Source organism: Marinospirillum celere (assembly GCF_900112235.1).
GTDB classification, from domain to species: domain Bacteria; phylum Pseudomonadota; class Gammaproteobacteria; order Pseudomonadales; family Halomonadaceae; genus Marinospirillum; species Marinospirillum celere.
Genome location: NZ_FOLH01000002.1, coordinates 377,207 through 391,846, shown reverse-complemented (window position 1 = coordinate 391,846; position 14,640 = coordinate 377,207). Strand labels below are relative to the sequence as shown.

14 protein-coding genes are annotated in these 14,640 nt (G+C 51.2%); 10 read left to right on the top strand and 4 right to left on the bottom strand.

The genetic code is table 11. The features are described 5' to 3' along the window. Position 1: 1 nt before the first annotated feature. Both lolA and BM185_RS06425 read right to left on the bottom strand, forming a co-directional pair. Positions 2-622, bottom strand: coding sequence for an outer membrane lipoprotein periplasmic chaperone LolA (gene lolA / locus BM185_RS06430; protein ID WP_091960960.1), 621 nt, complete (start codon positions 620-622; stop codon positions 2-4). Positions 623-646: 24 nt separating this feature from the next. After that, positions 647-3,061, bottom strand: a complete 2,415-nt coding sequence (locus BM185_RS06425) for a DNA translocase FtsK (RefSeq protein WP_245751715.1) — start codon at positions 3,059-3,061, stop codon at positions 647-649. Positions 3,062-3,124: 63 nt separating this feature from the next. On the opposite strand from BM185_RS06425, the gene aat reads away from it, so the two are divergent. The 3 genes from aat to infA all read left to right on the top strand — a co-directional run bounded on the left by aat (position 3,125) and on the right by infA (position 4,847). Continuing rightward, complete coding sequence (aat, locus tag BM185_RS06420; protein WP_091960953.1) at positions 3,125-3,784, top strand: leucyl/phenylalanyl-tRNA--protein transferase; 660 nt, start codon at positions 3,125-3,127, stop codon at positions 3,782-3,784. Next, complete coding sequence (locus BM185_RS06415) at positions 3,781-4,521, top strand: arginyltransferase (RefSeq protein WP_091960950.1); 741 nt, start codon at positions 3,781-3,783, stop codon at positions 4,519-4,521. Before aat ends, BM185_RS06415 begins: the two co-directional genes overlap by 4 nt. A gap of 107 nt (positions 4,522-4,628) precedes the next feature. Next, on the top strand, positions 4,629-4,847 hold the full coding sequence (gene infA, locus BM185_RS06410; RefSeq protein WP_027849523.1) for a translation initiation factor IF-1: 219 nt from the start codon (positions 4,629-4,631) through the stop codon (positions 4,845-4,847). A gap of 99 nt (positions 4,848-4,946) precedes the next feature. Here the strand turns inward: infA and clpA are convergent, their stop codons facing one another. Together clpA and clpS are read right to left on the bottom strand one after the other, a co-directional pair. Continuing rightward, entirely contained in the window at positions 4,947-7,244 is a 2,298-nt protein-coding gene (gene clpA / locus BM185_RS06405) for an ATP-dependent Clp protease ATP-binding subunit ClpA (protein ID WP_091960947.1), read from the bottom strand. Positions 7,245-7,313: 69 nt separating this feature from the next. After that, on the bottom strand, positions 7,314-7,676 hold the full coding sequence (clpS, locus tag BM185_RS06400; protein WP_091960945.1) for an ATP-dependent Clp protease adapter ClpS: 363 nt from the start codon (positions 7,674-7,676) through the stop codon (positions 7,314-7,316). A 192-nt stretch (positions 7,677-7,868) separates the two neighbouring features. Here clpS and BM185_RS06395 point away from each other — a divergent pair, with 192 nt between their 5' ends. From BM185_RS06395 to BM185_RS06365, 7 genes are all read left to right on the top strand, one after another. After that, entirely contained in the window at positions 7,869-8,477 is a 609-nt protein-coding gene (locus BM185_RS06395) for a pseudouridine synthase (protein WP_091960942.1), read from the top strand. Then, a complete protein-coding gene (locus BM185_RS06390; protein WP_091960941.1) occupies positions 8,474-8,950 on the top strand; it encodes an NUDIX hydrolase in 477 nt (158 codons plus the stop codon). The genes BM185_RS06395 and BM185_RS06390 overlap by 4 nt, the downstream gene beginning before the upstream one ends. 92 nt (positions 8,951-9,042) lie before the next feature. Further along, a complete protein-coding gene (gene mnmA, locus BM185_RS06385; RefSeq protein ID WP_091960938.1) occupies positions 9,043-10,170 on the top strand; it encodes a tRNA 2-thiouridine(34) synthase MnmA in 1,128 nt (375 codons plus the stop codon). After that, on the top strand, positions 10,167-10,796 hold the full coding sequence (gene hflD, locus BM185_RS06380) for a high frequency lysogenization protein HflD (RefSeq protein ID WP_091960936.1): 630 nt from the start codon (positions 10,167-10,169) through the stop codon (positions 10,794-10,796). The genes mnmA and hflD overlap by 4 nt, the downstream gene beginning before the upstream one ends. A 261-nt stretch (positions 10,797-11,057) precedes the next feature. Next, complete coding sequence (gene purB / locus BM185_RS06375; protein ID WP_091960933.1) at positions 11,058-12,434, top strand: adenylosuccinate lyase; 1,377 nt, start codon at positions 11,058-11,060, stop codon at positions 12,432-12,434. Between the two features lie 2 nt (positions 12,435-12,436). Continuing rightward, positions 12,437-13,627, top strand: coding sequence for a cupin domain-containing protein (locus BM185_RS06370; RefSeq protein WP_091960931.1), 1,191 nt, complete (start codon positions 12,437-12,439; stop codon positions 13,625-13,627). 20 nt (positions 13,628-13,647) lie between these two features. Then, positions 13,648-14,637: a GNAT family N-acetyltransferase gene (locus BM185_RS06365; RefSeq protein WP_091960928.1), complete on the top strand. Its 990-nt coding sequence runs from the start codon at positions 13,648-13,650 to the stop codon at positions 14,635-14,637. Positions 14,638-14,640 lie beyond the last annotated feature (3 nt).

Genomic DNA, 14,640 nt, shown 5'->3' with positions numbered 1-14,640 from the left:
ATTACTCCTGAATGACATCCACATTTTCAGGAAGGACAAAATCAAAACCGGAAGGGTCTAAAGGCTGGTTGTAACGGGGGTTGAGCAGTTCAACACGGGTTTTCTGACCCAGGCTGTCTTCCAGATGGATCGCTTCTATTTGACCGTCCCGGAAATAAAGTTCCATTTGTTCAAAAAGACTATCACCTGCCAAGGGCGTCAGGGTGAAGATTTCCTGTTGGCTTTCCTGACGGCGGGTAATTTCAAAGTCATCACTAAGCGTTGCGGTTTCCCCTGAAAGAATCAGCGCCGGCGTATAGGCCATGCGTTGATCCAGCTTTTGAATGGTTACCTGCTCCAGATCGGGATCATAAAGCCAGAGAGATTCGCCATCGGATACCAGAACTTCTGGAAAAGGGTTACGGGTTTCCCAATAAAAGCGCCCTGGCTTGAGAAGGCGCATTTCACCTTCCGTTTTTTGCATACGCTGGCCCCGGGCATCCAGAAGCTGTTGTTCAAAACCCGCTTCCAGGCTGCGTATTTCAGCCAGGTAAGCCTGCAGTTGCTGTTCAGCCTGATCAGCCAGAAGCGCCGGAGCCAATAACCAACAGCCCAAGCCGAAAATCAGTGATCTAAGTCGCATGCTTTTCCTTACATTCAGTTGAATTTACTCGCCAACCAGAAGTTCACGCTGCCCATTCGCCTGTAAAGGAGAAACCAAGCCAGCTCTCTCCATGGCATCGACAAGGCGGGCTGCCCGGTTGTAACCTATTTTGAAACGCCTTTGCACCGAGGAGGTTGAAGCTCTTCGGGACTCAATCACAAAGGCGACGGCCTCGTCATAAAGAGGATCATTTTCATCGTCGTTATCAGCGCCTTCGGCTTCCAAACCCGCCAGACTGGCTGCTTCGACATCACCCGACAAAATAGATTCCACGTAATCAGGGGTTCCTCTTTGTTTCCAGTCTTCAACCACCCGATGCACTTCATCATCATCTACAAAAGCACCATGCACCCTTTCGGGCTGAGGAGCCCCAGTCGGCAGATAAAGCATGTCGCCATTGCCCAGCAGCTGTTCCGCTCCTCCTTGATCGAGAATGGTTCGTGAATCAATTTTACTGGAGACCTGAAAAGCGATGCGGGTTGGAATATTGGCCTTGATCAGACCGGTAATTACATCAACTGAGGGCCGCTGAGTTGCCAGGATCAAGTGAATACCGGCTGCCCTGGCTTTTTGGGCCAGACGGGCAATCAGCTCTTCCACCTTTTTACCCACCAGCATCATCATATCGGCAAATTCATCAATCACGACAACGACATAAGGCAGGGACTCCAAGTATTCCTGGCGACCTGATTCCGGGTCCACCAAAGGGTCCACTACCTTGCCGCCATTACGCGTGGCTTCTTTAAGTTTGGCATTAAAGCCGGTGATATTGCGCACACCCAAGGCGGCCATCAGCTGATAGCGCCTTTCCATTTCAGCAACACACCAGCGCAGGGAGTTGGCGGCTTCCTTCATATCCGTCACGACCGGCGCCAGCAGATGCGGAATACCCTCATAAACTGAAAGCTCCAGCATTTTAGGGTCGATCATGATCAGTCGCAGCTCTTCGGGGCTGCGCTGTAAGAGCAAAGACAGCAGCATGGCATTCACGCCAACCGATTTCCCTGAACCTGTAGTCCCTGCGACCAGTAGGTGGGGCATCTTGGCCAGGTTGACGACTACAGGGTTGCCAGCGATATCCTGACCCAGTGCCAGGGGAAGAGGGTGTTTGTCCAGAGTAAAAGCATCATGATCCAAGACTTCAGTCAAACGAATCAGGGCTCTTTTGGCATTGGGTAATTCGATCCCTATGGTCGATTTACCTGAGATGACTTCAACAACACGAACACTGGGTACTTTTAAGGCTCGCGCCAGATCCAGCGCCAGGTTAGCCACCTTACTGGACTTGATTCCTGCGGCCAGCTCCAGCTCAAATCGGGTAATCACCGGGCCAGGGTGAACATCCACCACTTCGGCTCTGACACCAAACTCAATCAGCCGCTGCTGTAAGAGAACGGCAAGAGCTTCCAATTCAGGCTGGGTAAAGCCAGCCTGTTGGGGCCGACTGGCATCCAGTAACTGTAAACCGGGTTTAGTGCCCTGCACCGGCCCGGCAGGATGTTGACGTTTGGGCTGAAGGTCTTCGGCAGTCAGTAAACGAGGTTCCTGGGTAGGTTCTTGTTCTTGTTCATCATCAGTTTCCAGGTGAGGCTCCCGATATTCCTGCGGTGACTTTTTGGGAGCTTCAGGTTTGGGTAGCCTCTGTTTAATATCTTCCAGCCAGCCAGGCGCGGACTTTTCCTGAGGTGGCAGGGATTCCGTTTGTGGCTCTCGGGCATCACGATAATAGTCTTCTTTTTCTTTGCGTCTAAAAAGCTCAGCCTTCCACCAAGTATTTTTTAACTTTTCAAACAATCTAACCAACAAACTGCCCAGCTCATCCATGATCATGAACCAGGACCAACCAGTGATCAGTGAGAAGCCCGCAAAACAGGCCGTCAAAAATACCAGAGTAGCGCCCAAGTGCCCGAGTAATGGGCCAGCAAGGCTGGATAGGCTTTCACCCAGAATGCCACCGGCGCCATAGGCCCAACTGACTTCCTGGTCGTAAAAGTGCATGGCGGCCAGGGCAGCAATACCCACCAGCAGGAGCATTAATCCAGAAAAACGCAACGAGGGAATGAAAGGGTCCCAAGCTTCATTTTGCCAGGGACGACGCATGACTTGGATGGCCAAATGCACGATAGCCAGAGGCAGTAACCAGGCCGCAGCACCAGCAAGGGAAAAGAGCACATCAGCCAGCCAGGCACCCGAAAGACCCATCAGGTTGGTCGCCGCCTGTTGGGACGTCATATTCCAACCCGGATCAGCCGGATCAAAGCTGAAGAGTGCCAAGGCCAGCATCAAGCCAACCAAAGCCAGAACCAGAGCACCGGCTTCATAGAGTGCTTTGCGCAAACGATCCGCCAGAGGACTGGGCTGATGAGGGGTTGCTGTTGTCTTTTCCTGTTCAGTCACTGCTACTTCCCGTTTACTCAACTTGTTGATTACCCTGCCAAGGCCTTATGATAACTGATATCTTCAACAGCAACAGGCTGATTTATGCTTGAAATCTGGCAACTGGATGATGAGCTCTGGTTTCCCCCGGTACAGCTGGCCCTAGAGGAGCCCAACGGGCTCCTTGCCTTTGGCGGCGACCTTAGCCCAGAGCGCCTGTTGCTAGCCTACAGCAAGGGTATCTTTCCCTGGTTCAGCGAGGGCGAACCCATTCTCTGGTGGTCACCGGCCCCGCGGATGGTTCTGTTTCCAAAAGAAATCAAAGTCAGCCGCAGCTTGCGAAAACGCCTGAAACGCAATGACTTCAAGATAACCTTTAACCAGGCTTTTTCCCAAGTGATTCATTTCTGCGCGGCTCTTCGTGAAAACCGTGAAGGTACCTGGATCAGCAAGGAAATGGAAACCGCCTATAATCAATTGCATCAACAGGGTTTTGCGCATTCTGTGGAAGTCTGGCAAGAAGAAGAACTGGTTGGCGGCCTTTACGGCCTGGCCCTGGGTCGGGTATTTTTTGGTGAATCCATGTTCAGCCGGGTCAGTGATGCCTCAAAAGTTGCTCTGGTAGCTTTAGCAAGGCATCTGGAAGCGCTAGAATTTGAATTAATCGATTGTCAGGTTTACTCGCCTCACTTGGCTAGCCTGGGGGCAAGAGAAATTGGTCGGGAAGAATTTTTAAGCTTTCTCAAGCAAGGAGTTGAAGTGTGACTAGCAATACTCCGGGTGAAAAGGCTTTTTCACTACGCTTCTACCAAACCATGCCGCACGCCTGTAGTTACCTGCCCAACCGGGAGGCGACCACGCTTTTCCTTGACCCCCAGCAGCCCCTGACCCTGGAAGTCTACGATAGCCTGACCCAGGTTGGTTTCAGGCGCAGTGGACGCCACCTCTATCGCCCTCACTGCCAGAACTGCAATGCCTGCCAGTCAGTACGTATTTCAGTGCCAGAATTCAAACCCAGCCGCCAGCAGCGTAAAATTTGGAACCGCAATCAGGATTTAACTGCCTGGGTGGTCAATACCCGCTTTACCGAAGAATACTATGCCCTTTACGAGGAGTACCTGGAAGCCCGCCATGCAGATGGCGACATGTACCCGCCTTCTGTAGAACAGTTTCGCAGTTTTTTACTTCTCAGCGAGCCCTGGGCGCGTTTGGTGGAATTTCGTGATGAACAGCATCAACTCCTTGCTGTTGCAGCCATGGATAGGCTGTCACGAGGCCTCTCGGCCATCTATACTTTTTATTCTCCTGAAGAAAACCGGCGCAGTCTTGGTGTCTATGCTGTACTCTGGCAGATTGAACTAGCCAAGAAACTGGGGCTCCCTCATGTTTACTTAGGCTACTGGATCAAAAACTGCCGGAAAATGAATTACAAACAAAACTACCAACCCCTCGAAATCCTCCAACAGCAAGAATGGATTCCATTTAAAGAAGCTAATGACTAGCTGCTGCTGATAAAGGCTTTTTTTGCCATTTCTTGAAAAATAAGGCAGAATGTTGGCGATTTTTATTCTGGCAAAATCCAATCAGCCAATTCAGAGGTTTTTACCGAATGGCAAAAGAAGACCATATTGAAATGGAAGGTGTCATCATTGATACCCTACCCAATACAATGTTTCGTGTAGAGCTTGAGAACGGTCATGTTCTGACTGCTCATATTTCAGGAAAGATGCGTAAAAACTACATCCGTATCCTGACTGGTGACAAGGTTAAGGTTGAGCTCTCGCCTTATGACCTGACCAAAGGGCGTATCACCTATCGCGCTCGCTAAGCACTTGACTAGGGTCCGCTTGCTGATTCAATAAGCTTAGGGCCCGGGCACAAAAAAACCCGCACTTGCGGGTTTTTTTGTTTCTAAGAAAGGGCTGGATTAAACAGCCCCTTCTTCCTCTTCTTCTCTGGAAGCAGCTTCAAACTCCAGCTTAAGATCTTCGCTTTCTGAAGACTCAACCGTGACATGCACAGTACCGCCCTTGTCGGAGAGCTCGCCAAAGAGAATCGCTTCAGCCATGGGTTTCTTGATTTTCTCCTGAATCAAGCGGGCCATCGGCCTTGCACCCATGGCCTGGTCGTAGCCTCTGGCTGCCAACCAAGCTCTTGCCTTATCGTCAACATCCAGCACCACACGCTTGTCATCCAACTGGGCCTGAAGTTCAACCAGAAACTTATCGACCACGTTTTTGATGACTTCGGTGTCCAGTGCTTTGAACTGAATAATGGTGTCCAGACGATTCCGGAACTCAGGTGTAAAGAACTTGCGTATCACCTCCATACCATCCGAGGTATTGTCCTGTTCTTTAAAGCCGATGGAGCGCTTGTTCAACACTTCAGCACCTGCGTTGGTTGTCATCACCAGAATCACATTGCGGAAGTCAGCCTTGCGCCCATTGTTGTCAGTCAGGGTTCCGTGATCCATAACTTGCAGCAGCAGGTTAAAGACTTCTGGATGGGCTTTTTCTATCTCATCCAGCAAGAGCACACAATGCGGATTCTTGGTAATAGCTTCAGTCAAAAGGCCGCCCTGGTCATAACCCACATAACCTGGAGGCGCACCGATCAAACGGGAGACAGTATGTCTTTCCATGTACTCAGACATGTCGAAACGAACCAGCTCTATACCCAGGGTACGCGCCAGCTGTTTAGTCACTTCTGTCTTACCCACACCAGTAGGACCTGCAAACAAGAAGGCCCCTATGGGTTTTTCAGGTGATTTAAGCCCTGCCCGCGACAATTTAATGGCATTGGACAGTGCCTGAATACCTTCATCCTGGCCAAAGACCAGCATTTTTAGATCCCGCTCAACATTGCGCAGCACCTCTTTATCATTGCTGGAGACCGTTTTAGGCGGAATACGCGCAATTTTGGAGACGATGGCTTCGACTTCGGAGCTGGTGATCACTTCCACCCGCTGATCTTCCGGTAGCAGCTGCTGATAGGCACCCGCTTCATCGACAACATCGATGGCCTTGTCAGGCAGATGGCGATCATTGATGTAGCGTGCAGCCAAGCGTGCAGCTGTCTCCAGCGACTGATCGTCATACTTGAGCTTGTGATGCTGTTCAAAACGGCTCTTCAGGCCTTTGAGAATCGCAATGGTATCTTCGACACTGGGTTCAACCACGTCGATTTTCTGGAAGCGCCGCGCCAGGGCACGATCCTTCTCAAAAATACCGCGAAATTCCTGGAAAGTCGTTGACCCTATGCAGCGCAGCTCACCACTGGATAGCATGGGTTTCAGAAGGTTGGAGGCATCCATGACGCCACCGGAAGCAGCACCTGCGCCGATAATCGTGTGTATCTCATCGATAAAAAGAATCGAGTTTTCCTGCTTTTTCAATTCATGCAGCAGCGCCTTGAGGCGTTTTTCAAAATCACCGCGATATTTGGTACCAGCCAGCAGTGCACCCAAATCCAGTGAGTAGACTACGGCATCGCCAATAACTTCTGGCACTTCGCCATCGACAATGCGTTTGGCCAGGCCTTCAGCTATCGCTGTTTTACCAACGCCTGCCTCACCAACCAACAAGGGGTTGTTTTTACGGCGACGGGCAAGAACCTGAATCGTTCTTTCCACCTCTTGATCACGGCCTACCAGAGGGTCAATCCGACCTATGCGGGCCTGCTCATTGAGGTTGGTTGCAAAACTGTGCAGAGGATGGTTGGAACTCACACCTTCCTGGCTTTCTTCCTGTTCATGGCCAAGCATGCCGTGATCCTGTTCGGGATCATCCGACACCTTGGAAATACCGTGAGAGATGTAATTAACCACATCCACACGAGCAATATCCTGTTGCTTAAGGAAATAAACAGCCTGGCTTTCCTGCTCACTAAAAATGGCAACCAGTACATTGGCACCGGTTACTTCACTTTTACCTGAGGATTGAACATGGAAAACTGCTCTTTGCAGCACTCGCTGAAAGCCCAGAGTTGGCTGTGTTTCTCGCTCCAGATTGTCATCAGGAATCACTGGCGTGGTTGCGTTGATGAAGTCGTTGAGATCCTTACGGATGACACCTAGGTCAGCGCCACAAGCTTTGAGAACCTGTGCAGCCGATTCATTATCCAGCAATGACAGCAATAAATGCTCAACTGTCATGAATTCATGGCGTTGGCGCCTTGCCAGGGTGAACGCCTCATTCAGCGTATGTTCAAGATCTTTGCTAAGCATGAGCCTACCCTCACTTACCCGCCTGGGAACCAGATTGATTTTACAGCTTTAAGGCTTATGCCCAGCTGTTTACTCCGCCACTTCTACATTGCACATTAATGGATGCTGGTTCTCACGAGCAAAATCGACGACCAGCGCTGCTTTGGTTTCAGCGACATCCCTCGTAAAGACACCGCAGGTTGCCTTGCCTTCAGTATGCACTGCAAGCATGATCTGCGAAGCCTTTTCCATATCCATGTGGAAAAACCTGATTAATACTTCAACGACAAACTCCATGGGTGTAAAGTCATCATTTAGCATCACCACCTTGTACAAGGGTGGTTTTTTCAGCTTCGGCTTGGATTCTGCTGTTGCCAGCCCTTCACCATCCTGATGATCAAAATCATCATCACCCGTTCCGCCAGAAGAGACGACCCTGCCCGATGCCAACATCTGTGACTTCAACTGCTAACCCTCTCTGCTATCTGTTAGTCTTCGCCTTTACCCAAGCTTAGTCCCTGTATGCAGGAATAAATTCAACGGGAAGCGCAAATCTTTGTTTCTTAAAATGTGTTACTTAGAAAATAGGGATGTTTTGGTAAAATCACAAGTAACACGCCAAAAAAAACTGCAATCGAGAACACCATGAGCGACCTTTACCTCTTTTACAAACCCTGGCAGGTCCTGTCCCAGTTCACTGACGATAAAGGACGCAGCACCCTGTCGGACTTTATCAAGGTTCCAGATATCTACCCTGCTGGCCGCCTTGATTATGACTCAGAAGGCCTACTGCTGCTAACCGGTGACGGTGAGCTGCAAGCCCGCATCACCCACCCTGAATTCAAGCTACCCAAAACCTACTGGGTGCAGGTCGAGGGCCAGATTACCGATGAAGCCCTGCAAGAACTAAGCCGCGGTGTTGAGCTCAATGATGGCAAAACCCGTCCGGCTCGCGCAAGACACCTGCCAGAACCCAAGCTACCGCCCCGCGCCGAACCCGTTCAGCCCAGACCAGGCAAGGGCACCAGTTGGCTGGAGCTGACCCTGGTTGAAGGCCGTAACCGCCAGGTACGACGTATGACAGCCCATGTTGGTTTTCCGACATTACGCCTGGTGCGCTGGTCCATTGGTAGCTGGTCACTCGACAAAATGAAACCGGGTAAGCTAAAAATGACTCAGGTTCACCTGCCCACCAAAGAAAGCAAAGTTGCCCTAAAACCGCGTAAAAAAGGCGTTCGCAAGGAGTCAAAATGAGCCGCTGGACACCCAATGCCACCGTATCCACCCTCGTCCATGATGGTGAACGCTTTCTGCTGGTCGAAGAATACGACCAAATGACACGTTCCGACCGGCCTGTATTGAATCAACCTGCGGGCCATCTGGAACAAGATGAAAGTCTCATTGAAGCAGCCGAACGGGAAACCCTGGAAGAAACCGGCTGGCTGATTGAAGTAGAGGCCTATCTGGGACTCTACATCAATGTCGCTCCCAATGGCATCACTTATCACCGGCACTGCTTTATAGCCCGCCCTCTATCCGAAGTCCCCAATGCTGTTTTGGACGAAGGCATTATTGGCCCGCATTGGCTAACTCTGGATGAAATCCTGGCTGAAAATGAGTTGGGTCGCCTGCGCAGCCCCATGGTGCTGCCCTGTTGCAGAGATTTTCTGGCAGGCATTCGCTACCCGCTGGAAATAATCAGAGATTTTCGTGAGCTTCATCCTTAATTGCAGGCTCTTCCTGCCTACTTTTAAGCCCGTGCCTGCGTTATAATGGGCGTTTTTTGACCCCGGAGCCACCAGTGCCTCAGGCAACACCCATGCAGCCAGTTGATCCAGCTTCCACCCGCGTCATCGTCGGCATGTCCGGCGGTGTTGACTCCTCCGTTTCCGCCCTGCTTCTCAAACGCCAGGGTTATCAGGTTGAAGGCCTGTTCATGAAAAACTGGGAAGAGGACGATGGCACTGAATACTGTACGGCCAAGGAAGACTATGCAGATGCGCAGGCAGTCAGTGACAAGCTAGGCATCAAGCTGCATGCGGCTAATTTTGCTGCCGAATACTGGGACTTTGTCTTCGAGCATTTTCTGGAAGAATACAAAGCGGGCCGCACGCCCAACCCAGATATTCTTTGTAACCGAGAAATCAAATTCAAAGCCTTCCTGGAATATGCCCAACACCTGGGTGCCGACCTGATTGCCACCGGCCACTATGTGCGCCGCGGACAGGACGACCAAGGCCAGGCGTTACTGCTACGTGGCCTGGATAACAACAAAGACCAGAGCTACTTTCTACATGCCGTGGGCCACAGAGAAATTGGTCTGACGCTTTTTCCCGTGGGTGAACTGGAAAAGCCCGAAGTTCGCCGTCTGGCAGAAGAAAATGACCTGGTCACAGCCAAGAAAAAAGATTCCACTGGAATCTGTTTTATTGGCGAAAGACGTTTTAGTGACTTTCTAAAGCGTTATTTACCCGCTCAGCCAGGCACAATCATTACCGATCAGGGCGAAGTGATTGGGGAGCATGCCGGACTCATGTATTACACCCTGGGCCAGCGCCAGGGCCTGGGAATCGGTGGTGTCAAAGGCTACCCGGATGCACCCTGGTTTGTTGCCGGCAAAAACCTGGACACCAATGAATTGACCGTAGTCCAGGGTGAAGATCACCCTCTGCTGTTCACTGACGGCTTGATTTGTGCCGCACCTGACTGGGTTGCCGGACAGCCACCCAAAAGTGCTTTTCGTTCAACAGCCAAGGTCCGCTATCGCCAAGCCGATCAAGACTGCCAGGTTGAAGTCCTGGAATCAGGCCAGTGCCGTGTGCTTTTCGACCAGCCCCAACGTGCGGTCACCCCCGGCCAATCCGTCGTTTTTTATCAAGATGAAATCTGCCTGGGCGGCGGTGTCATTGAAGAAACTTTTTTACAATCTAAAGGTAGTCACCTATGAACAACCTGGATGCAAACAAACGTCAGGCAATTGGCCTGATAGGCGTCCTGCAAGCGGCCCAGTTGGTCCATGAGCTGGCTGGTCGCGGACTCGTCGATCAACATACCTTTGAAACCAGTGTCAGCAGTATTCTGGTACTCAACCCCGAATCGACTGAAGACATTTATGGTGGTGACCTTTTCAATCTACGTCCAGGCGCACGGGCCCTGCGTAAAATCCTGCAAAAGGAAAAAGACATCCACCCCAATATCATGCGCTATGCCGTAGGCATCCTGGTATTGCAGACCAAACTCATGAAAGACCAGGGCATGCTGACCGCCCTTGGTGAACGCCTGGATGCCATCCAGGGCCAGGCCAGGCACTTTAGCCCCACGCACGAAAATGTAATCTCAGCCCTGGCCGGGCTTTATCAGGACACCCTAAGCACCTTTTCTTTTCGTATTCAGGTGCAGGGTGACCCCCAAATTCTGCAACAGCAAATCAACGCCGATAAAATTCGTGCCCTCCTGCTGGCAGGAGTACGCTCGGCAATGCTTTGGTCACAAGCAGGCGGCAAACGCTGGAAACTACTCTTTGCACGTAAGCGCTTATTAAGTGATTTGGATGAACTGGGCTTTCGCGCCTAAACCTGCGACCTGGCTTAACTTTAAGTGCTGAAGCAGCTGATCAGCCTCAGGGGAGCAAGGCACTGCTTACTTCTGGCTCAATGGATGGCGCTATGACGCTTTTGTAGAGGCTGGTTTTTTCAGGACGCGTAAATACATGCCTGTAAGCTCTGACTGCAACTTCCTGTTGCAGACAGCCTGAAAAAATCAGCCTCTACCGCGCCCTGGCAGCTGCAAAGTAATTTTTAACTTAAACCGATAAACTTTAAATTGGAAAATTTCATGTCTCTTGAGCAACTTACCAATCTGACCGCCATTTCACCTGTTGATGGCCGCTATGGCAGCAAAACCGCCGCACTGCGCGAGCATTTTTCTGAATATGGCTTGATTCGCGCCCGTGTCGAGGTCGAGGTTCGCTGGTTACAGCGTCTGGCCGAGCACCCCCAAATCAACGAAGTACCTGCACTTTCCGAACAAGCCAATCAGCTGCTCAATGATCTAGTCGCCAACTTCTCTGTTGAAGATGCTGAGGCAGTGAAGGCCCACGAGCGGGTGACCAATCATGACGTCAAGGCCGTGGAGTACTTCATCAAGGACAAGATCGAAACCCTGCCTGAACTCAAGGCCATCACTGAGTTTGTCCACTTTGCCTGCACCAGTGAAGACATTAACAACCTGTCCCATGCGCTGATGCTCAAGGGTGGTCTGCAAAAGGTGCTGCTTCCCGAAATGCGCCAGGTGGCTGAAGCCATTCGTGCCCTGGCCCATGCCAATGCGGAAGTGCCTCTGCTATCCCGCACCCACGGCCAGACCGCCAGCCCTTCCACCCTCGGCAAGGAAATGGCCAATGTAGTTTATCGCCTCGAACGCCAGATCAAGCAGGTTGAACAAATCGAGCTGCTGGGCAAGATCAACGGCGCTGTCGGCAACTACAATGCCCATTTGAGTGCCTACCCCGAAATTGACTGGCAGGCGAATGCCAAGCAGTTTATCGAAGGCCTGGGTTTGGCTTGGAACCCCTACACCACGCAGATTGAGCCCCACGACTACATTGCCGAGCTGTTTGATGCTCTGGCCCGTTTCAATACCATCCTAATCGACTTTGACCGGGACGTTTGGGCTTATATTTCTCTGGGTTATTTCAAACAGAAAACCGTGGCCGGTGAAATTGGTTCTTCCACCATGCCCCACAAGGTTAACCCCATCGACTTTGAAAACTCTGAAGGCAACCTGGGTATTGCCAATGCCCTGTTTGATCACCTGGCCGCCAAATTGCCCATTTCGCGCTGGCAGCGGGATCTTACCGATTCCACGGTTTTACGTAATCTGGGCGTGGGTTGTGGTCACAGTCTGATTGCCTACCAGGCCAGCCTGAAAGGCATTTCTAAGCTGGAAACCAACCCCGCACGTCTGGCCGCTGATTTGGATGCCGCCTGGGAAGTCCTGGCTGAGCCCATTCAAACGGTGATGCGTCGCTATGGCATTGAAAAGCCTTATGAAAAACTGAAAGAGCTGACCCGCGGTAAAACCATCAACCAACAGGCCATGGCTGAATTTATTGATACGCTGGCACTGCCAGAAGAGGCCAAGGCTGAGCTTAAGCAGTTAACGCCCGCTAACTATATTGGCAATGCAATAGCTCAGGCCAAGGCGATCTGAAGATGACACTTTCAATCCTCGGTTCTATCAGCCCTGAAACTTTTCTGCGTGAGTACTGGCAGAAAAAACCCCTGTTGATCCGCCAGGCCCTGCCGGGCTTTCAACCACCTCTGGAAATCAATGAGTTGGCGGGGTTGGCCTGTGAAGAGCAGGTGGAATCGCGGGTTGTTATGGAAACAGGTCCAGAGGGACCCTGGCAGCTGTTCAATGGTCCTTTTGAGGAAAGTTTTCTACAGAAGCTTCCTGAACAGAACTGGACCCTACTGGTTCAGGCCGTAGATCACCTGCTACCCGAAGTCGGCGAGTTGCTGCAAGCCTTTGATTTCCTGCCTCGCTGGCGGCTGGATGACATTATGATCAGCTATGCACCCCCAGGTGGCAGTGTTGGTCCGCATATTGATTACTATGATGTGTTTCTGCTTCAAGCCAGTGGTCAAAGGCGCTGGCAACTGGGCCAGTTCTGTGATGAAAGCACACCACTGCGCCAGGATACCCGTCTGAAAATTTTGACCGACTTCCAGCCCAATCCTGAACAGGATTGGGTGCTGGAACCCGGTGACCTGCTTTATCTGCCCCCGCAACTGGCTCACTGGGGTACTTCCCTGAGCGAGGATTGCACCACCTGGTCAGTGGGCTTTCGTGCACTGAGTGCCGAAGAAATTCTCTGCGGTGCGGCTGATTTTATCGGCGAAAAGCTTCAGGAAGACCTGCGCTACACCGACCCGGATGTCACTCTGCCTCGGCATCCGGCAGAAATTGATGATGCCGCCACCCAGCGCTTGAAAAAGCTGCTGCTGGAAGTGCTGGATCAACCTGCAGCTATCAATGAATGGTTTGGCCGGGCCATGACCCAAACCAAATACCCGGATCAATTACTTGCGCCAGAACAACCCTGGGTTCAGGAGGATCTGGAGCAACTACTCACTTCAGCACCTTCAGAAGCTCCAGTGCTTCAGCTGGCCGAAGGCAGTCGCCTTGCTTTTCGCCAGGGATCTGAAGGTCGCTGGCTATTTGCGGATGGGGCGGCCTGGCCCTATGCGGAAAGCCTACAACCCTGGATTGAAAGCTTGAGTGCCAAGTTCACACTGGATGCAGATTTCGTTAAACTCAGTTTGCAAGATCCGGCCAGCCTTGACCTTTTATTGCAGCTGATTAACCAAGGTAGCCTCTACGCCATTTCAGACGACCAATGAAGGATTAGGGATAGCCAACCATGACCAGCAACTCTGCCGAGCAAAACAAGACTTCACTACGCCTGACTGCCAAGCAGGGTTCCTGGAAACAAATCGGTGATGCCTGTCATCAGGTGCGCTATAAGGTTTTTGTAGAAGAGCAACAAATCGCCGAAGAGGACGAATGGGATGAGCAGGATGAAGTCAGTGAGCACTTCCTATTATTGATCAATGACCGCCCCGTGGCTACAGCCCGGCTGACTCCTGGTAACAAAATTGGCCGTTTTGCAGTACTCAAACAGCTTCGTGGAAAAAATCTGGGTGTAAAACTCATGCAGCGTATGCTGGAACATGCAAAGCGCCAGGGCATCAAAAAACTGGCGTTAAATGCCCAAACCAGCGTCGTTGATTTTTATCAAAAGCAAGGTTTTAGCATCAGCGGTGAAGAATACCTGGAAGTCGGTATTCCACACCGACCCATGCAAATGAGCTTGGGTGCTGATCTGCATGAAGACACCCAACTAAGCCAAGAAGACTTTTTAGAGGCTTTGGCGCAAAAAAACCAAGTACGTATCCAGGGACGGCAGCAGGTGAACAGTCTGATTAAATGCCTGCTTCAACAGGCCAGACGGAGCGTTTGCTTGGAAGCGCCAGCCTATGTCAGTCACTGGTTCTCAGATGCCAGTTTGAGTCCTCTGCTAAGTCTTGCCAAACGCCATCAACATAGCCGGGTACAATTTATTTTTACCGATACTCTGCAATTCTCCCGTCAGTCCAGCAACCTGCTAAAACTACACCAGCGCGCACCCACACATATTGAAATTCGTAAGGCAGCTACCGCTTACCGTCCCAATAAAGAAGCTAAACTACTGATTGATGATCAGCATCTTCTGGTTTGGCCTAATTTCCAGGAAACCAGGACAGAGCTTTATACCCAAGAGCACCGCGAGGCCTATCGTCAGGCGCAGGCTTTCAAACTTCATTGGGAAAAAGCCGAAACAGTTAAATATCTACAAGGCCAAAGCTTGTAGTTA